This window comes from Pseudomonas sp. LS-2 (assembly GCF_003605735.1).
In the GTDB taxonomy this organism is placed as follows: Bacteria; Pseudomonadota; Gammaproteobacteria; order Pseudomonadales; family Pseudomonadaceae; genus Aquipseudomonas.
The window spans coordinates 1-19661 of sequence record NZ_QXTJ01000049.1 but is presented as its reverse complement, the minus strand read 5'-3'; the positions used below and the strand labels follow the sequence as shown (position 1 = coordinate 19661).

14 protein-coding genes are annotated in these 19661 nt (G+C 62.5%); 9 read left to right on the top strand and 5 right to left on the bottom strand.

Features of this window, described 5'->3' with window-relative positions:
* Positions 1–69: 69 nt before the first annotated feature.
* From D3M70_RS31545 to D3M70_RS31535, 3 genes are all read left to right on the top strand, one after another.
* Entirely contained in the window at positions 70–2325 is a 2256-nt protein-coding gene (locus D3M70_RS31545) for an ATP-binding protein (protein ID WP_177418505.1), read from the top strand.
* Between the two features lie 19 nt (positions 2326–2344).
* The gene (locus D3M70_RS31540) at positions 2345–2806 is read left to right on the top strand and encodes a response regulator (RefSeq protein ID WP_120130179.1); all 462 of its coding nucleotides are present in this window, start codon (positions 2345–2347) and stop codon (positions 2804–2806) included.
* A 77-nt stretch (positions 2807–2883) separates the two neighbouring features.
* Positions 2884–5277, top strand: coding sequence for a hybrid sensor histidine kinase/response regulator (locus D3M70_RS31535; RefSeq protein ID WP_120130178.1), 2394 nt, complete (start codon positions 2884–2886; stop codon positions 5275–5277).
* 139 nt (positions 5278–5416) lie between these two features.
* Here D3M70_RS31535 and D3M70_RS31530 read toward each other — a convergent pair whose 3' ends face one another.
* The 4 genes from D3M70_RS31530 to D3M70_RS31515 form a co-directional block, all read right to left on the bottom strand.
* Complete coding sequence (locus D3M70_RS31530; RefSeq protein ID WP_120130177.1) at positions 5417–5758, bottom strand: FKBP-type peptidyl-prolyl cis-trans isomerase; 342 nt, start codon at positions 5756–5758, stop codon at positions 5417–5419.
* Between the two features lie 135 nt (positions 5759–5893).
* Complete coding sequence (locus D3M70_RS31525; protein ID WP_120130175.1) at positions 5894–7477, bottom strand: aldehyde dehydrogenase (NADP(+)); 1584 nt, start codon at positions 7475–7477, stop codon at positions 5894–5896.
* A gap of 325 nt (positions 7478–7802) precedes the next feature.
* On the bottom strand, positions 7803–8909 hold the full coding sequence (locus D3M70_RS31520; protein ID WP_120130173.1) for a Gfo/Idh/MocA family protein: 1107 nt from the start codon (positions 8907–8909) through the stop codon (positions 7803–7805).
* Positions 8910–9140: 231 nt separating this feature from the next.
* Entirely contained in the window at positions 9141–10577 is a 1437-nt protein-coding gene (locus tag D3M70_RS31515) for a PLP-dependent aminotransferase family protein (RefSeq protein ID WP_120130197.1), read from the bottom strand.
* Between the two features lie 167 nt (positions 10578–10744).
* Between D3M70_RS31515 and D3M70_RS31510 the strand changes: the two genes are divergently transcribed.
* The 6 genes from D3M70_RS31510 to mnmH all read left to right on the top strand — a co-directional run bounded on the left by D3M70_RS31510 (position 10745) and on the right by mnmH (position 18208).
* A complete protein-coding gene (locus tag D3M70_RS31510; RefSeq protein ID WP_120130171.1) occupies positions 10745–11392 on the top strand; it encodes a LysE family translocator in 648 nt (215 codons plus the stop codon).
* Positions 11393–11665: 273 nt separating this feature from the next.
* Complete coding sequence (treS, locus tag D3M70_RS31505; protein WP_120130169.1) at positions 11666–13741, top strand: maltose alpha-D-glucosyltransferase; 2076 nt, start codon at positions 11666–11668, stop codon at positions 13739–13741.
* A 183-nt stretch (positions 13742–13924) separates the two neighbouring features.
* On the top strand, positions 13925–15079 hold the full coding sequence (locus tag D3M70_RS31500; protein WP_120130167.1) for an MFS transporter: 1155 nt from the start codon (positions 13925–13927) through the stop codon (positions 15077–15079).
* 111 nt (positions 15080–15190) lie between these two features.
* A complete protein-coding gene (locus tag D3M70_RS31495; RefSeq protein WP_120130165.1) occupies positions 15191–15847 on the top strand; it encodes an ATPase in 657 nt (218 codons plus the stop codon).
* A 226-nt stretch (positions 15848–16073) separates the two neighbouring features.
* Complete coding sequence (selD, locus tag D3M70_RS31490; RefSeq protein WP_120130164.1) at positions 16074–17108, top strand: selenide, water dikinase SelD; 1035 nt, start codon at positions 16074–16076, stop codon at positions 17106–17108.
* Entirely contained in the window at positions 17108–18208 is a 1101-nt protein-coding gene (gene mnmH, locus D3M70_RS31485; RefSeq protein ID WP_120130162.1) for a tRNA 2-selenouridine(34) synthase MnmH, read from the top strand. The genes selD and mnmH overlap by 1 nt, the downstream gene beginning before the upstream one ends.
* 205 nt (positions 18209–18413) lie before the next feature.
* Here the strand turns inward: mnmH and D3M70_RS31480 are convergent, their stop codons facing one another.
* Complete coding sequence (locus D3M70_RS31480; protein WP_120130161.1) at positions 18414–19469, bottom strand: permease; 1056 nt, start codon at positions 19467–19469, stop codon at positions 18414–18416.
* Between the last annotated feature and the right edge of the window lie 192 nt (positions 19470–19661).

The following is a 19661-nucleotide window of genomic DNA, read 5'->3' as shown; positions in this document are numbered from 1 at the left end:
GTGCCGACCGTTGGGCACGCACCTTCTGTCGATTTGAACGTCGTTGCGGAGGGTGAAGGAGATCTTGTTTTGACCCTCAGCCAGGAACTTCACCAGAGCGCTATCGACAACTGCGCCCGTGAGCCGATCCAGATTCCCGGCAGTATTCAGCCCCATGGCTTTTTGCTGGTGATCGACGAAGCGACCCTGACCATCGTCCAGGTCAGCGCTAACGTCGAGACCTGGCTGGGCATGGCACCGCAGGTGCTGATCGGCGCTGCGCTCGCCGAGGTGTTCGTCGATTGCCCGCGCTTGCTGGCGCGCCTGGCCGCGTTGCCGGAAGACGACCAGAATCCGTTCCACGTCGGCGACGTGCGTTTTCTCGCAGGCAGTCGGGCCGGCGAGCCGATGGCGATGATGGTCCATCGGCATGATCAGGGGTTGATCGCTGAATTCGAACCTGCCAGAGACATGAGTTCGGCCTACGGCGATGTTTATCCGCTGATGCGCACCTTCATCAGCCAGATGAACGAAGCAGAACGTATCGACGAGCTTTGTCAGCGTTCCGTGGGCGAGGTCAAGCGCATCACTGGCTTCGGGCGGGTCAAGGCGTATCGCTTCGATGCCGAAGGCAACGGGCTGGTGAATGCCGAGCTGGCCGACCCTGACTATCCCAACTATCTGGGCTTGAGTTTTCCCGCGTCGGACATCCCTTCACAGGCCCGGGCGCTGTACGTCGCCAACCGCATTCGGGTGATCGAGGACGCCAATTACCAGGCTTCGCCCCTGGTGCCCACCGACAACCCCCTGACCGGTGCGCCACTGGATCTGAGCTTCGCCACCTTGCGCAGCGTTTCTCCGGTGCATCTGCAGTACATGCGTAACATGCAGACCCTGGCGTCGATGTCGATTTCCATCGTCGTGCGTGGCGAGCTGTGGGGCCTGATTTCCTGTCACCACGCGACGCCGCGCTCGGTGAGTTTCCAGACCCGCACCGCCTGCGAGCTGCTCGGTAGCGTGCTGTCGCTGCAGATCGAAACCAAGGAAGCCCAGGCCAAGACTCAGCGCATGCTCAGCCTGCGCCGGCAGATTGTCCAGATGCTGGCGGCCATGGCCGACCTGGACAGCGTGATTGATGGCCTGCGCTCGGTGCCCGAGGTGCTGCTGGCGTTCGTCGACGCAACGGGCGCGGCGGTGATATCCGAGTCGACACTGGACGTGTACGGCGAGACGCCGGATCGCGAGCAGATCCAGGCGCTGACCGCCTGGCTCACCCAGCGCGGGTCCCACGAAGTGTTCCATTCGGACAACGTCGGTCGCGACATTCCCCAATTGCCGGAATTGAGCCAATCGGTCAGCGGCGTGCTGGCGATGGCGATTTCCGAGCTCCACTCCAATTACATCATCTGGTTCCGGCCGGAGCAGACCCGCGTGGTGAACTGGGCCGGCAAGCCCGAAAAAACCATCAGCGACAGCGGCTCTCTGAGTCCGCGTCACAGCTTCGCGCTGTGGCAGGAAACCGTGCGTGGCTTCTCCCGACCATGGGACGATCTGGACACCGAAGGCGTGGTCGAACTGCGCGCCGCGGTATTGGGCATCGTGCTGCGCAAAGCCGAAGAGATGGCCGCACTGGCCGAGGAGTTGAAGAAGTCCAACAAGGAACTCGAAGCGTTTTCCTACAGCGTGTCCCATGACCTGCGTGCCCCGTTGCGGCATATCGCCGGCTATGCCGAGCTGCTCGGCGACACCGAGGGCGGCAAACTGTCGGAACGCGGCGTGCGCTTCCTGGAAAACATCGGCGAGTCGGCACGTTTTGCCGGCACGCTGGTGGACAACCTGCTGAGTTTCTCGCAGATGGGACGCTCGGCGATGCGCTACTCGCAAGTCGATCTGAACGCTATGGTCGATGCGATTCGCAAGGAAATGGAGCCGGATTACGAAGGACGCGACCTGCAATGGCGCATTCCCGAGCCGCTGCCGGTGGTGATCGCCGACCCCGCGTTTCTGCATCTGGCGATGCGCAACCTGCTGTCCAACGCCATCAAGTACAGTCGCAAGGAAGGCGCCGCCTTTATCGAAATCGGCAGCTACGAAGAGGACGGTAAGGTCGTGGTTTACATCCGCGACAACGGTGTGGGTTTCGACATGCAATACGCCGGCAAGCTGTTCGGCGTGTTCCAGCGGCTGCACCGCATGGAAGAATTCGAAGGCACCGGGATCGGCCTGGCCAGCGTGCGGCGCATCATCGAGCGGCATGACGGCTCGGTGTGGGCCCATGGAGAACTGGGGCAGGGAGCCACTTTTTATTTTGCGCTGCCCAAGCGCAGTCTGACCGTAACCCTTTGAGTGTCCGAGGAGACGCCCAATGCTCAAGCCCATTCTTCTGGTGGAAGACAATCCCAACGACCTGGAGCTGACCCTCGTCGCGCTGGAGCGTAGCCAGTTGGCCAACGAAGTGATCGTATTGCGTGACGGCGCCGAAGCGCTGGACTATCTCTTGCGGCGAAACCAGTACGACGACCGCGCGGCAGGCAATCCGGCGGTTCTGTTGCTCGATCTGAAGCTGCCGAAACTCGATGGTCTGGAGGTGCTCAAGGCGATCCGCGAGAGCGACGAATTGCGCAGCATTCCAGTGGTCATGCTGACCTCCTCGCGAGAAGAGCCCGATCTGCAACGCGCCTATGCGTTGGGAGTGAACGCTTACGTGGTCAAGCCGGTCGAATTCAAGGAATTCGTCTCGGCGATCTCCGATCTCGGGGTTTTCTGGGCCGTTCTCAACGAGCCGCCGCCTGGTTCACTGCGACTGACACGCCGCCCGGGGTCCTGATTCACCCCGTCCCATGGGCCTGTGTCGCGGTGCATTATGCGGCGGGACAGTTCCAGCGAAAATATTGACGAATATCCATGCCGCTACCGCTGCTCAAATTGCTTCTGGTTGAAGACAGTCCGCATGATGCCGAACTGACCCTGCTCACGCTGGAAAACAGTGGGCTCAAGATCGATTCCACGCTGGTCTACAACCACCGGGACGTGGAACGGGAACTGCTCGCACAGCGTTTCGACCTGATCCTCAGTGACTACCTCTTGCCCGGGTCTTCGGGCGCGGACGTGCTCAATTGCGCGTTACGTCTGGCACCGCAGACGCCCTTCATTTTTCTCTCCGGCATCTTTGGCGAGCAGCATGCGGTCGAGATGATGCGCATGGGCGCCATCGATTACGTCCTCAAACAAAACTTGAAAATGCTGCCCAAGGCGGTGGTCCGCGCGGTCTCCGAAGTGCACGAACGCGAGAAGCGCGTGCGTGCCGAGGAGACGCTGCAGGACGCCGAAGTGCGGGCGCATCTGGCGATCGAAGCGGCCGAGATGGGGGTCTGGACTTACGATCCGGACACCGACACCCTGTTGTGGGATGAACGTTGCAAGCATCTGTATGGTTTGACAGGGCACGAGCACGTGAGCATGGAATTCATGTTCGCCCGCTGTCACCCGGATGACCGCGAACTCCTGAAGAGCAAGGTCCGGGCGGCGCTTGACGCCGACACCGGGTATCAGATCGAGCACCGCATCCTGGTGGAGGGCGACGGTGAACGCTGGGTGTTTTCCAACGGACGCTCGCTGTTCGAAGGCGGCAAATGCGTGCGCTTTACCGGGGTCATGCAGGACATCAGTGAGCGCAAGCAAGCGACACAGGCGTTGCATCAGCTCAACGAGATTTTGGGTGAACGGGTGGTGCAGCGTACCCGGGAGCGCGACCGCACCTGGGAATTGTCTCGCGAGTTGCTCGGCGTGCTGCGTTTCGACATGACGCCGATTGCGCTCAACCCTGCTTGGGAGGCGACATTGGGCTGGACGCGCGCGGATTTGAACGACCGAAGCCTGCGCGAGCTGATTCACGCTGACGACGTCGACGCCACGCTGCGGGAGACCGCCAGCGTGGCCGGTGGCAACGTCACCACACGTTTCGTCAATCGCATGCGCCATGCCGAAGGCGGCTTCCGATGGCTGTCGTGGACCATCGTGCCGGACGAGGGGCTGATGTACGCCGCTGTGCGCGACATCACCAGCGAGCGGGCGGTCGTCGACGAGTTGGCGGCGACCAACAAACGTTTGCGTGACCAGATCAAGGAACGTGAGCGGGTCGAAGCCGCCCTGCAACAGATGCAGCGCCTGGAAGTGGTGGGGCAACTCACGGCGGGCGTCGCTCATGACTTCAACAACCTGCTGACGGTCATTCTGACCAGTGCCAACTTCCTGACCCGCGATCTGGAAAAAGGCGTGTTCACCAAATCCCCGCAGCGTCTGCAGAACATCCGCGAGGCGGGGGAGCGCGGCGCCAAGCTCACCAGTCAATTGCTGTCCTTTTCCCGCCGTCAGCGCCTGGAGCCGGTGGCGCTGAGCCTCAACGACACCATCGGCGGCATGCGCGAACTGCTCGGCCGTGCGCTGGGGGGTAGCGTCTGGGTGGAGACCGATCTGGCGCAAGACCTGTGGAACGCGCTGGTCGACCCGACCCAGACCGAGATGATTATCCTCAACCTTGCGATCAACGCACGGGATGCCATGCATCAGGGCGGGCAATTGCGGCTCAGTACCTGGAACGAGATGGTCTACCGTCTGCCGCAGCGCCCTGAAGATCCGGATCCCGGCGCCTATGTGGTGCTGTCGGTCAAGGACACCGGAAGCGGTATGAGTCAGGAGGTGCTGGCCAAGGCGTTCGAGCCGTTCTTCACCACCAAGGCCGTTGGCAAAGGCTCGGGTCTGGGGCTGGCGCAAGTGTTCGGCTTCGCCAAGCAGTCCGGTGGCGGCGTGAGCATCGACACCGCCGAAAACGCCGGCACCACGATCAAGGTGTATCTGCCGAGCATCGCCCAGGCGGCGACGCCGGTGATCAGCGTCTCGGACATGCCCGGTAGCGCCGACGCCGATGATTTGCATCGCACCATTCTGCTGGTAGACGATGACCCCGACGTGCGCTCTGTGACCTCGATGATGCTCAGCTCCCTGGGCTATTCGGTGGTCGAAGCCGAGAACGGCGATGAGGCATTGAGGAAGATCGACCCTGCCATCGAGCTGGTGCTCACCGACTTCGCCATGCCCAACATGACCGGCGCGGAACTGGCCGAAATCGTCAAGCGCGACCACCCCGGATTGCCGATCATGTTCATCACCGGCTTCGCCGACATCGACATCCTCGACGTCGACCAGCAACTGATCGTGCAAAAACCCTATAAGGAAGAAGAGCTGGCGAGGAAGCTGGCGAACGTATTGATGAGGTCGGGGGCCGGGGTGGCGAGTTAGGTGCTCCCTGTCATCTGATTCCTTTGTAGCCGTCCGGCTTGCCAGCGGTGGTGCTGTGTAAATCGCGACCGCCGGCAAATGGCCCGCCGCCCGGCCGGGCTGCTACAGGTGCTTTCTCCGCCATCAGAGCTGGGCCGCTTCAATCATCCCGCGTCAGGACTTCCAGCAGCTCGATTTCGAACATCAGGGTCGAATGCGGGGTGATGTGTTTGCCCATGGAGCGTTCGCCGTAGGCCAGGTGCGACGGCACCCGCAGTTTGCGCTTGCCACCAACTTTCATGCCGATGATTCCCATGTCCCAGCCCTTGATGACGCGTCCGGTGCCGATGACGCACTGAAAGGGTTTGCCCCGTTCCCAGGACGAGTCGAACACCGTGCCGGCTTCCAGCGTGCCGGTGTATTGCGTGGTGATCAGCGCACCCTTGACCGCCGCCTTGCCGGTGCCTTCCTGCAAGTCGATGATCTGTAGTTCGTCGTTCATGTCTGTGTCCGTCGCTGGGTGAATCGAATGGCAGCGATGCTAGTGCTGTGCGTTGCCACTGGCAATGCGAGGCGAAAAAAAACGGCGCGTCCTGTGCGGGACGCGCCGTTTTATTTTTTACGGATCAGGCGCTCATCAGGCGATGACGTCGCTGCTCCACTCGCCATTGACCAGGCGCTTGAGGCCCAGTGGGTTGGCGTTTTGCAGCGCGGCCGGCAGCAGGCTGTCCGGGTAGTTCTGGTAGCAGACCGGACGCAGGAAGCGGTCGATTGCCAAGGTGCCAACCGAAGTGCCGCGGGCGTCGGAGGTCGCTGGGTACGGACCACCGTGAACCATGGCATCGGACACTTCCACGCCGGTTGGATAGCCATTGACCAGGATGCGGCCGACTTTCTCTTCCAGCACCGGAACCAGCCACTGGTATTTTTGCAGGTCGGCGGTTTCACCGATCAGGGTGGCGGTCAGTTGACCACGCAGGGCCAGCAATGCGGCTTTGAGTTCAGCATCGTCTGCCACTTCGATCAGCAGCGTGGTCGGGCCGAAGACTTCTTCTTGCAGCAGTTCGTCGCCGTTGAGCAGCATGCTCACGTCAGCCTTGAACAGCTGCGCCTGGGCCTGACGGCCTTCCTGCGGTTTACCCGCCAGGTGAGTGACGCTCGGGTGGCCCATCAACTTCTGGACGCCCTTGCTGTAGCTGCGCAGGCCGCCTTCGTTGAGCATGGTCTGCGGCGCCTGGCCACCCATGTGCTCTTTGAGCTGTTCGGTGAACGCGGTCAGGGCAGGGGAGCGAATACCGATCACAACGCCTGGGTTGGTGCAGAACTGGCCGGCACCCATGACCACGGAAGCCGCGAGTTCACCCGCGATGGCCGCGCCGCGCGCCGACAGAGCGCCTGGCAGCAGGACCACCGGGTTGATGCTCGACATCTCGGCGAACACCGGGATTGGCTCAGGACGCTCAGAGGCCAGTTTGCACAGCGCGTTACCGCCGTGCAGCGAACCGGTGAAGCCTACGGCCTTGATAGCCGGGTGCTTGACCAGGCCTTCACCCACGCCGCTGCCGAAGATCATGTTGAACACGCCTTTGGGCATGCCGGTTTTTTCGGCGGCGCGGATGATCGCATTACCCACCAGATCGGCCGTCGCCATGTGACCGCTGTGGGCCTTGACCACTACCGGGCAGCCCGCAGCCAGTGCGGACGCGGTGTCGCCACCAGCGGTGGAGAAGGCCAACGGGAAGTTGCTGGCGCCGAACACGGCAATCGGGCCGACGCCGATGCGCTGCTGGCGCAGGTCGACACGTGGCAGTGGCTTGCGGTCCGGCAGGGCCAGGTCGATGCGAGCACCGAGGAAGTCGCCACGGCGCAGGATTTTCGCGAACAGGCGCATCTGGCCGCTGGTACGACCGCGCTCGCCCTGGATACGACCGGCTGGCAGTGCGGTTTCCTGGCAAACCAGGGCGACGAAGTCATCGCCCAGCGCGTCGAGTTCGTCGGCGATGGCGTCGAGGAACTCAGCGCGGCGGGCCGGGCTCAGTTGACGGTATTCAGCAAAGGCGTCTTTGGCAGCCAGGGCAGCGGCGTCGATTTCGCCGTCGGTGGCCTGGTGGAAGGTGTAGGGCAGGGCTTCGCCAGTGGTGGCATCGAGGCTCTTGTGGCGTGCTTCGCCGAGGCCGCTGCGGGCACCGCCGATGAAGTTCTGGCCGAGAACGGTAGGCATCTGCTTCTCCTGTTATTTTTGGGTCGAAACGATCAGGCGACGTGCCTGACAGGGAATCTATGGACGTGCATGAAGCTGAGCGACGATAACGGAAGACGTATCGAATGTTGACAGACATCATACAACTGCATTTTTCCAGCCGCAAGGCACGCTGATCCGGCGCTGTTGAGGCGGATGATTGTCCAGTCAACCGCCCGACCTCTGTAGCAGTCCGGCTCGCCGGCGGTAGCGATTTCACGCCACCGCCGGGAAACGGAACACTGCTCGGCCGAACTGGACTGCGAAAGAAGGCAGAGCAGATCGAGCCGCACGCTGGAGTTGGCGATCAGGCATTGGGCTCGTCGGTATTGATGTACGGCGGGACCTTCGCCAGTGGCAGACGCCGTGCCTGTTCGATGCTGATGCCCGGGCGTTCCGGCAACGGGTCCAGCGTTTGCGGCTGTCCGCTGATCAATGCGCGCTCGATCGCTTTGACGACGCGCACGTCGCGCCAGCCTTCATCGCCATCGGGCTCGGGTTCGCGGTCCTGCAGGATGCAATCCGAGAAATACTGCGTCTCGCCGCCGAACTGATCGACCACTGGATGGCTGTGTTCGGTGGTGGTGCCGTCGATGATCGCACGGTAGGCAATCGCCACACCTTCACCGAAACCGAAACAGGGTGACGCCTCCAACTCGCCTTGGGTGCCGATCAACTGAAAGCGCTCGGTGGACGGCAGGCTGTAACTGACGGTAAAGGTCGCCAGCCGTTCTTCGGCGAAACGCAGCGTGACATTGACCGTGTCGAACGTGTTGATGTCACGTCCCGGCGTCTTGATGCCGACGGCGTGCACTTGCAGTGGCTCTGCGCCGAACAGGTTGCGCACGGCATTGATCGGGTACGGGCCCATGTCGGCCACCGGGCCTGCATCGAAGCCACTTTGCATGCGGTGGTTGGCCGGATCGGTGGTCTGCGCGAACGTGGCGGTAAACAGACGCGGATCGCCGATATCGCCTGCGCGAACGCGATGGACCATTTCCACGGTGCCCGGCTCGAAGTGCAGGCGATAGGCGACCATCAACTTGGCGCCTGAGCGTTTGGCTGCGTCGGCGATGGCGATGCAGTCTTCCTCGTTAGTCGCCATGGGCTTTTCAAGGAGCACGTGAATGCCGGCTTCGAGTGCCGGAACCGCGAATTCGCGGTGGCGGAAATTGGGAGTCGCCAGGTAGATTGCGTCGATTTCGCCGGAACTCAGCAGGGTGTCAAATTCGTCGTAGTGGTAACTCTTGAGGTCGTACAGCGCGGCCAGTTCGTCTGCCTTGACCGGATCGCCGGTGACCAGTGCAGTCATCACCGAGTTGTCGGTCTGTTCCAGGCCTGGCATGAACGCGCCTTGAGAAATCCAGCCGCCTGCAACCACAGCGTAGCGGATCTTTCCGTTTGAATCTGGCATGGGATGGGCCTCCTTGTATCGGCGGACGGAATGTCCGGCGCCTCTGTAGTCGGCAGGCATGAACGCGGGAAGTTCCCGAAAAACCGCAACGATCCTCTTCGCTGAACCTGCCGGGACCGTCTGCTACCGACGCCCGAGTTGTAGGCGCCGGCGGCGGGCGAAGCGATCAGTAACGCACCCACGTACCCACGCAGCCACGCACTCACGCAGCCGCGCCGAACGACGCCCGGACTACCCGGCAATCGCCTTGAGCAACTCACGCACGCAGTCGAGCGCCGGGTCGATGTCCAGGGTTTCGATGGCGCCGAAACCGAGGATCAGCCCGTCGCCTGCGGGCGTGTCCGCGTAGAACCCGGTCAACGGGTACAGACCGATTTCCTCGGTGCGGGCCCGTTCGATCAGCCGGTCCAGATCGAGCGGCACGTTGAACATCACCGCCATGTGAAAGCCGGCAGTGGACGGGATCGCCTGCATCCACGGCGCCAAGTCCCCGGCCAGGCGGGTCAGAATCCGGTCGCGGCGTCCGGCGTAAATACCGTGGCAGCGGCGGATATGCTTGTTCAACAGGCCCTCGCCGATGAACTTGGTCAGCGCCCATTGCGGCAGGGTGCTGGTATGCCAGTCGGTCAATTGCTTGGCTTTGATGACCGCTTCGAGCATCACCTCAGGCAGCACGGCATAGCCAAGGCGCAGCTCCGGCAACAGGGTTTTGGAGAACGTGCCGACGTACGCCACGACGCCGAACCGGTCCATGCTCTGTAACGAGTCGGTAGGTCGACCTTCATAGCGAAACTCGCTGTCGTAATCGTCTTCGATGATGATCGCGCCAATGCGACTGGCCTTCTCCAGCAAGGCCTGGCGCCGCGCCACGCTCATGGGCATGCCCAGCGGCATTTGATGGGACGGCGTGACGTAGATCGCATGGGCGTTGTCGGGGATCTGCTCGACGATGATGCCTTCACCGTCCACCGGCACCCCGACCACCCGGGCTCCTTGCGCGGCAAACAGAAGACGCGCGGGGGTATAACCCGGATCTTCCACTGCCACCGTGCAGCCCGGCTCGATCAGGACCCGGGCAATCAGGTCCAGCGCCTGCTGCGCGCCGTTGCACACCACCACGTCATCGGCGGTGCACTTCACGCCGCGGGCGAAGGCGATGTGCCCGGCAATCGCGCCGCGCAAGGGTGTCAGGCCTTCCGGCTGGCTGTAGAAGCCCCGCGCTTGCGACATCTGCCGCAGCGCGAATTGCGTGCAACGCCGCCATTCGTCATGGGGAAACTGGGTCTTGGCTGTGGCGCCGCCGATGAAATCGCGGCGCAGGGTGGTTTGCCGGGTCGGATGGCGCAGGGGCAGGGAGATGTCCTGCCATTGCTTCACGCGCTCAAGGCTGGCCAGGTCCGCCGTCGCCTGTTGGCGTGGGATCGGGGTGTTCGGCGTGTTGACGAACGTGCCGCTGCCGATCTTGCCCACCAGAAAGTTTTCGTAAGTCAGACGGCTGTAGGTGTCGGAAACGGTCTTGCGCGACAGCCCCAGTTGCGCGGCCAGAAGGCGGCTGGGCGGCAACTGGACGCCTGCAGCCAGGCGCCCGGACTCGATGCCTTCGCGCAGTTGTTCGTACAGCTGATTCGCCAGGTCCTTGCGGCCTTGAATGACGATGTGAAGTTCCACGAACAGCTCCCCGACGGTATAGACCGCTACAGGGTATCCCCGCGTGAATGACGGGTAAATCCTGACCGTTTCGGCAAGCTCGCCATCGGCAAATTCTCGCAATCCCGTTATCCTGCGCGCAGTTTTGCAACCGCACCCTCATCAATCGCTTTCAACGGATATCAAACATGGAGTTCACCAGCGGCTTTCTGCTGAGCCTTTCCCTGTGCCTGGACATTGGCGTGGCCAACATTGCGATGATCACGCTGGCCATGCAGCGCGGCTACCTGCAAGGTTTCTGGCTGGGACTGGGCACCTGCTTCGGCGATCTGTTCTACGCGATTCTCGCGCTGGCCGGGATGACCGTGCTGCTGCAATACGAATGGGTGCGGTGGGGGCTGTGGATCGGCGGTTCGGTGCTATTGATCGGTTTCGCGGTGAAAATGGTGATGTCGGCGATCAGCAGCCACAGCGGGCTGGCGATTGCCGGTGAGGCGGATAACCGCTCCGGATTCAGAGAGTTTTCCCGAGGGGTATTTCTTGCAGTGTCCTCGCCGACCGCGATTCTCTGGTTCGCGGCGGTCGGGGGCACGCTCATCTCCCGCGCCGGCGGGCATGGCAGCCTGAGCACGGCGTTCTTTCTGTCCGGGTTCTTCAGCGCAGGCGTGGCCTGGTGCGTGTTCATCTGCCTGGCCGCCAGCCACGGCGGGCGTCTGCTGGGCGACAAGCTGCTCAAGTATTCGTACTGGGTCTCTGCGGCGATCTTCTGCTACTTCGCGATGTACGTGATTCTTTCCGGGTATCAGGAGTTCATCGTCAACGCCGGGCATATTTGAATCGGTTTGCCACATCCGTGTAGCCGTCCGGTTCGCCGGCGGTGGCGATTCCGATGACGCCACCGCCGGCAAGCCGGACGGCTACAGGCGTTGGCTGGTGCTGGTGCTGGTGCGGCGCTTCTGCACGCGGCAACAAATTCCCTCTTCATGCAACGTTTGCGTCTGTGAACGCTCATAGACATAGCAACGGCGTAGACAGGATCGTCCCGAGCCGCGCGCATCAGCGCCTTGGGCGACCTCTCCAATCCATTTGAAGACGGAACCCTGGACCCTATGACCACCCCGGACAAGCAGTATGTGGAATGGCTGGTTGAGCAATCGATGCTCAACGCGGCAAAGCAACGCGCCAAACTTTATGGGGGCCAGGGCCGGCTCTGGCAGCGTCCTTACGCACAAGCCCGGCCGCGGGATGCATCGGCCATTGCATCGGTGTGGTTCACCGCCTATCCGGCGTCGATCGTCACCCGCGACGGCGGTTCGGTACTCGAAGCGCTGGGCGATGAAAAACTCTGGCATGCGCTGTCCGAAATCGGCATTCAGGGCATTCACAACGGCCCGTTGAAAGCATCCGGGGGGCTCAAGGGGCGTCAGCGCACGCCGAGCATCGACGGCAATTTCGACCGGATCAGCTTCGAAGTGGATGCTGATCTGGGCACCGACGCGCAATTTCTCAGCCTCAGCCTCAGCCGCATCGCCGCTGCGCACAACGCGGTAATCGTCGACGACGTGATCCCGTCCCACACTGGCAAGGGCGCGGACTTTCGTCTGGCCGAACTGGCCTACGAGGAATATCCGGGCCTGTACCACATGGTCGAGATCAAGGAAGAAGACTGGCCGCTGCTGCCTGACGTCCCCGCCGGTCGCGACGCGGTCAACCTGCCGCCCGCCACCGTCGATGCGCTGCGCGACAAGCATTACATCGTCGGCCAGTTGCAGCGGGTGATCTTCTTCGAGCCCGGCGTCAAGGAAACCGACTGGAGCACCACGCCGGTGATCACGGGCGTCGATGGCAAGGCGCGGCGCTGGGTCTACCTGCATTACTTCAAGGAAGGCCAGCCGTCGTTGAACTGGCTGGACCCAAGCTTCGCCGCACAACAGATGATCATCGGTGACGCGCTGCATGCCATCGATGTAATGGGCGCGCGGGTGTTGCGCCTGGACGCCAACGGTTTTCTCGGGGTCGAGCGCAAGGCCGAAGGCACCGCGTGGTCCGAGAGCCATCCGCTGTCGATCACCGGCAACCAGCTATTGGCAGGGGCGATTCGCAAGGCAGGCGGTTTCAGCTTTCAGGAACTGAACCTGACCATTGACGACATCGCTGCCATGTCCCACGGCGGCGCCGATCTGTCCTATGACTTCATCACCCGTCCGGCCTATCAACACGCGCTGTTGACCGGTCGCACCGAGTTTCTGCGGCTCATGCTGCGTCAGGTGCACGAGTTCGGCATCGATCCCGCCTCGTTGATCCATGCGCTGCAAAATCACGATGAGCTGACCCTGGAACTGGTGCATTTCTGGACGCTGCATGCCCACGACCAGTACCTGTACATGGGGCAGACGTTCCCCGGCAATATCCTGCGCGAGCACATTCGCGAGGAAATGTACGAGCATCTGGCCGGTGAGCATGCGCCGTACAACCTCAAGTTCGTCACCAACGGCGTGTCCTGCACGACGGCAAGCATCATCACCGCCGCCTTGGGGATTCGCGATCTGGACGCGATCACGCTCGGCGACATCCACAAGATCCAGCACATTCACCTGCTGCTGGTAATGTTCAACGCCATGCAGCCGGGGGTGTTCGCGCTCTCGGGTTGGGACCTGGTGGGCGCCTTGCCGCTGCCCGCCGAGCAGGTCGCGCACCTGATGGGCGATGGCGACACGCGCTGGATTCATCGCGGCGCCTACGATCTGGTGGATATGGACCCGGACGCGGAGGTCTCGGCAGGCGGCATGCCACGCGCCAAAACGCTGTACGGCAGCCTGGTGGAGCAACTGCAACGTCCGGACTCGTTCGCTTCGCAGTTGAAGAAAATCCTCGCCGTGCGCCGCGCCTATGACATCGCCGCCAGCCGGCAGATTCTGATTCCCGATGTCGAACATCCGGGCCTGCTGATCATGGTTCACGAGCTGCCGGCCGGGAAGGGCACGCAGATCACCGCGCTCAATTTCAGTGCCGATGCCATCGTCGAGACCTTGCACCTGCCGGGCATCGCGCCGGGCCCTGTGGTGGACATCATCAATGAACGGGTGGAGGGTGATCTGACCGAGGAGGGTGAGTTCACCATTACGCTCGATGCCTATGAAGGGTTGGCGCTGCGGGTGGTGAGCATGGCGGCGCCGATGATGTGAGCCCTGCTGTTGAGTTTTACCCTGTGGGGGCCGGCTCGGTGCGGGCGTTCCGACGATGGCGTTGGGTCAGTTGCCGATCAGGTGCCTGACACCACGCATTCGCCAGCGAGCCGGCTCCCACAGTTTTAACTGCATTTCACAGTTGAATGCTGTACTGCCGTATCACCTGACATTCTTCGGATCATGACCTTGTCTATCGCTGAACCCGCTAAAACCCCGACGCTGATTCATCTCTGGAGTTATCGCCTGACGTTCCTGCTGTCGGGGATGTCGCTGGGGGCGTGGGCGCCGCTGGTGCCGTTCGCCCGGGAGCGGGCCGGCCTTGAAGAAGCGCAACTGGGCCTGCTGCTGTTGTGCTTCGGTCTGGGCTCGATGCTGGCGATGCCGCTCGCGGGGATGATGACGACCCGCAAGGGCTGTCGCTTCGTCTCGCTGGTGGGCGGTGCCCTGATCTGCGGGATGTTGCCGCTGTTGGCCAGTCTGTCGTCGTTCACCGGACTCGCGTTGGCGCTGGCTGCATTCGGCGCAGGATTGGGCAGCATTGACGTTGCCATGAACGTCCAGGGTCTGATGGTGGAGCGTGATCATGGCCGCCCACTGATGTCCGGGTTTCATGGGCTGTTCAGCCTCGGCGGCATCGCCAGCGCGCTGTTGATGAGCTTGCTGCTGTGGGCCGGAGCGTCGCCCGTGGCGGCGGTGTCGGTGGTGGTCCTGCTCGTCGGCGGATTGCTGCTCTGGCATGCCCGGCATCTGCTGCCCTACGGCGCCGACGATCCGGGCGCGCCCTTCGCGATGCCCACCGGCAAGGTGCTGGTCGTGGGCCTGTTGTGCTTCATTGCGCTGCTGGTCGAAGGTGCCATTCTGGACTGGAGCGCGGTGTTCCTGAACCGGACCCATCAGATCGACCTGGCGGTGGCCGGCGGCGCCTACGCCGTCTTTTCCCTGACCATGGCCGCAGGCCGATTCTCCGGTGATTACCTGCGACACCGGTTTGGCGCCGTGAGCCTGCTCATCGGCGGCGGCCTTCTGGTGATGATCGGCTTCGCCATGGCCGTCCTGCTGCAACCCTGGCCGTTGTTCCTGCTGGGCTTTGCGCTGATCGGCCTGGGGCTGTCGAACGCCTTCCCGGTCTACTGCTCGGTGGTCGGTGCGCAGACGGCGATGCCTGCCGGGCTTGCCATCGCCGTCATCACCGGCATCGGTTACTGCGGCATTCTGCTGGGGCCGGCCTTGATCGGCTTCGTCGCACACGTCATCGGACTGCGCGATGCGCTGCTGTGCGTCGGTGCCTTGATGTTCGCGCAGGTGCTGAGCGCGCGCCGCATGGTCAGGGCCTGACCCCACTATTGTTTTGATCGATCCACAACATTGATCGGCTCAAGTTCTGCTTTCTCTTCGGGAGGCTCAGCATGGCAGCACGCCCAACGCGCCCGCCCCTGGAGAAAACACATGAACGTTCGAATCGTTGCCCTGATTGCATTGGTTGTCGCCCTGGCCGGATGTGCCGTTCCAGGCGCTCCACGTTATTCCGACGCCTCGCAGGGGCCTTTTCGAGCGTCCGCCGTAACGTCCGGCGTGAAGCTCAAACATGAGCAGACCGTGGGCGTGATCTTTACCGATAACACGGTGGCCAATCTGGCGTACATGGCGCGCTATAACGCCACCGCTCAGGACGGGCTCACCGCCAGACTCACCGACAGTCGCATCACCCAAGCCTACGCGAACAGTTCCGACCCGGAGCTGGCGATCAACTGGTTCGCCGACTCCTTGGAGAAGCAGTTCTCCAAGGTGGATTTCTACGAGAACCTCGACGAGGTATTGGCGGCGCGTCCTGACGTGATCGTGCTGCTCGACACCCGCAACAAGCTGGTCACCGAGCGCAGTTCCGATGTGCAGTCGAGCATCGTGGCCGAGTTTTTCGATGGCGACTTTAAGTTCATCGGCAAGGCCGAAGGCAGCGATGCCAAGTCCATGTCGCCGATCTGGGCCCAGACCAAACGCGCCCCGGAAATCGCCGCTGACATCAACTCGCAGCGTCAAGTGCAGATCAACGCGCTGCAGAAATTCGATGCCTCGCTTGAGTCGCTGATCAAGGCTGAGTCTTGAGTATCAACAGGCTCGATCAATAGGCAGGCCCACCTCTAGCAGCCCGGCCGGGTGGCGTTGCGTGTGCCGGCGTAGGCGATCATGCAGACGCTACCGCCGGCAAGCCGTGCTGCTACGGGACCTCATCCATTCAGGCGATCTTCGGCTGGCATCCGACCATCCCGCAAGATCACCAACCGCCCCCGGCTCTGATAGACTTCAGCGCCTTGAAACTCAGGGGCTTCCCATGAACGACACTGTTCGTCTTACGCAATATAGTCACGGCGCCGGCTGCGGCTGCAAGATTTCTCCCAAGGTCCTGGAGACCATCCTTGCCGGCAGTGGCGCGCAGAATCTCGACCCGCGCCTGTGGGTCGGTAATGCCTCCCGCGACGACGCGGCGGTCTACGCCATCGATGACGAAAAGGGTGTGGTCTCCACGACCGATTTCTTCATGCCCATCGTCGACGACCCGTTCGATTTCGGCCGTATCGCCGCCACCAACGCCATCAGCGACATCTACGCCATGGGCGGCGACCCGTTGATGGCCATCGCCATTCTCGGCTGGCCGGTCAACGTACTGGCCCCAGAAATCGCCCGTGAAGTGATCCGTGGCGGTCGTGCCGTCTGCGATGCAGCGGGCATTCCGCTGGCGGGCGGTCACTCCATCGACGCGCCAGAGCCGATCTTCGGCCTGGCCGTAACCGGTCTGGTGGAAAAGCGCTTCATGAAGCGCAATGACACCGCCACCGTGGGCTGCAAGCTGTTCCTGACCAAGCCGCTGGGTATCGGCATTCTGACCACCGCCGAGAAGAAGGGCGTATTGCGCGACGAAGACGTGGGCCTGGCGCGCGACGTCATGTGCACGCTGAACAAGCCCGGCAGCCGTTTCTCGAAACTGGCGGGCGTCACGGCAATGACCGACGTCACCGGTTTCGGTTTGTTGGGGCATCTGGTGGAGATGGCCGACGGCAGTAAAGTCACGGCGCGGCTGAATGCCACTGCGGTACCGCGTTTGGGCAGCGTCGATTTCTACATCGAACAGCATTGCATCCCTGGCGGCACCCATCGCAATTTCGACAGCTACGGCGAGCGCATCGGCGAGCTGACCGAAGCGCAGAAGCTGCTGCTGTGCGACCCGCAAACAAGCGGCGGGCTGTTGATCGCGGTCGAGCCGGCCGAAGAGCCTGCGTTTCTCGCACTGGCCAGTGAACTGGGCCTGACCCTGGCGCCCATCGGCGAACTGGTGGAGCGACAGCGACTCGCGGTCGAGGTGTTCTGATGCGCGACAACAGCGCCCATTTTCGCGACATCTTTCTCCACGACACCCCGATGATGGACGTGCGCGCCCCGGTGGAATTCGCCAAAGGCGCGTTTCCGGGGGTGATCAACCTGCCGCTGATGAACGACATCGAGCGGCAGAAAGTCGGCACCAGCTACAAGCAGGACGGCCAGCAGGCGGCCATCGAGCTGGGCCACAAGCTGGTGACGGGCGAGCTCAAGCAAGCGCGGATCGAAGCGTGGGCGGCCTTCGCCAACGCACACCCGCAAGGGTTTCTGTACTGTTTTCGGGGCGGCCTGCGTTCACAGATCACCCAGCAATGGCTCAAGTCGGAGGCGGGCATCCAGTACCCGCGCATCATCGGCGGCTACAAGGCCATGCGTAACTTTCTGATCGGCGTCACCGAGCAGGCAGTGGCCGAATGCGATTTCGTGCTGATCGGCGGTCTGACCGGCACCGGCAAGACCGAGGTGTTGCAACAGCTGGATAACGCACTGGATCTGGAAGGCCACGCCAATCATCGCGGGTCGAGTTTCGGCAAGCATGCGACGCCGCAGCCGGGGCAGATCGATTTCGAGAACCAGCTTTCCATCGACATTCTCAAGAAGCGGGCCAAACACCTGCATCAGTTCGTCATCGAAGACGAAGGCCGGATTGTCGGCAGTCGTGCCGTGCCGCTCGAGTTGTACCGGACCATGCAAGACGCGCCACTGGTGTGGCTGGAAGACAGTTTCGAAGGCCGCGTCGAGCGGATTCTCAAGGATTACGTGATCGACCTGTGCGCCGAGTTCATCGCCGTGCAGGGCGTCGAGACAGGGTATGCGGGGTATGCGGACCGTTTGAAGCAGAGCCTGTCGAGCATCGTTCGGCGGTTGGGCGGCGAGCGTTATCAGCGTCTGGCGGCGATCATGGACAGCGCGCTGGAAGAGCAGGAGCGCAGCGGCGACGTCGATCAGCACCGAGCCTGGATCAGCGCCATGCTGAGCGAGTATTACGACCCGATGTACGTCCATCAGCGCGATAGCAAGAACGCACGGATCGAGTTTGCCGGGGATCAGGCGGCGGTCGTCGAGTACTTGAAACAGCGACCGGCGAGATAAGCCCGTTCAGGCCATTGCGCTGAACCTGCGTAGCAGCACGGCTTGCCGGCGGTAGCGATTTCAAGGACGCCACCGCTGCTACGGATTTACGCTCTTCGACGCACTCGATGGGTGTGATGCTTTTGTAGCAGCACGGCTTGCCGGCGGTAGCGATTTCAAGGACGCCACCGCCGGCAAGCCGGACTGCTACAAAGAAAAGCCAGCCTTACAACACCGCAGCACCAATCAAACCGCTGACCACGCCAATCAACATGGTCAATACACCCACGGTCACCAGCACCCTGCGGTCGAAGGATTTGCGCAGCATCAGCAGCGACGGCAGGCTCACGCTCGGCAGGGTCATCAGCAGCGCCACGGCAGGGGCGGTGCCCAGGCCGAGGGTCATCAGGGTTTGCACGATCGGGATTTCGGCGGCGGTCGGGATCACGAACAGCGTGCCGACGATCGCCAGCGGCACCAGCCACAGCAGGCTGTTGCCCATGGCGCCATCCACATGGGGGAACAGCCAGACCCGCGCCGCGCCCAACACCAGCACGGCCACCACGTAGATCGGGATGGTGGTCCAGAACAACTGCCAGATCGTCCTGCCCCAACGGCTGAGCAGGCTACCCTGATCCGGCGCTTCGGCTTCGACCACCGCTTCGACCGCTTCCTCGGGCAGCGCTTCAGGCCGTGAAATACGCTGCGCGACCAGTGAGACGCCCACCACCAGCACGATGCCCGCGACCAGACGCAGGGCCGTGAAGCCCCAGCCCAGCACGAACCCCATGAACACCAGCGTCGCCGGGTTGAGCACCGGGTTGGCGATCCAGAACGCCAGCGCGGCGCCCACCGAGACATTCTGCTTGCGCATGCCTGCGGCCACCGGTGCGGCGCAGCAGCTGCACATCATGCCGGGCAGGGCGAACAGACCGCCGCGCACCGTCGAGCCCAGGCCGGCGCGGCCGAACATGCGCAGCAGCCAGTCGCGCGGAATCAGCACTTGCAGCAGCGAGCCGAGGATCACCGCCAGCACGGCAGCTTTCCAGATCGCCAGGAAATACACCTGCGCGTAGGCCAGTGCAGCCGCCCAGGGATTGGCGGGGTTGTCGTTGATGATCGAGCCGCCGATGTTGTGGGTATCGGCAGCGACGAAAGACTTCAGGTAATACGGCGACCATTTGACGTAGTACAGACCGATGGCGGCCACCAGCAGAAACATCAGAGGTTTCCACCAGAATGACCAGCCACGGCGTTCAGTGGCGAGCGGGAGTGTGGACATGAGGGGCACCGAGGCTAGAAAACAAGGGGCGCGATGATACGCTTTCGTCCGTCAGTGTAGTAGGTGTTGCAGGGTGTGTCGGAGGTCCGCCTCCTGCTGATCCTGCCGAATCTGTCTCCCACGCCCTTCGGGCAGAATCAAAAGCCATGCGACCAACGCCGCTCTGCTTCTGCCGAAGGCGTGGGAGTTGGC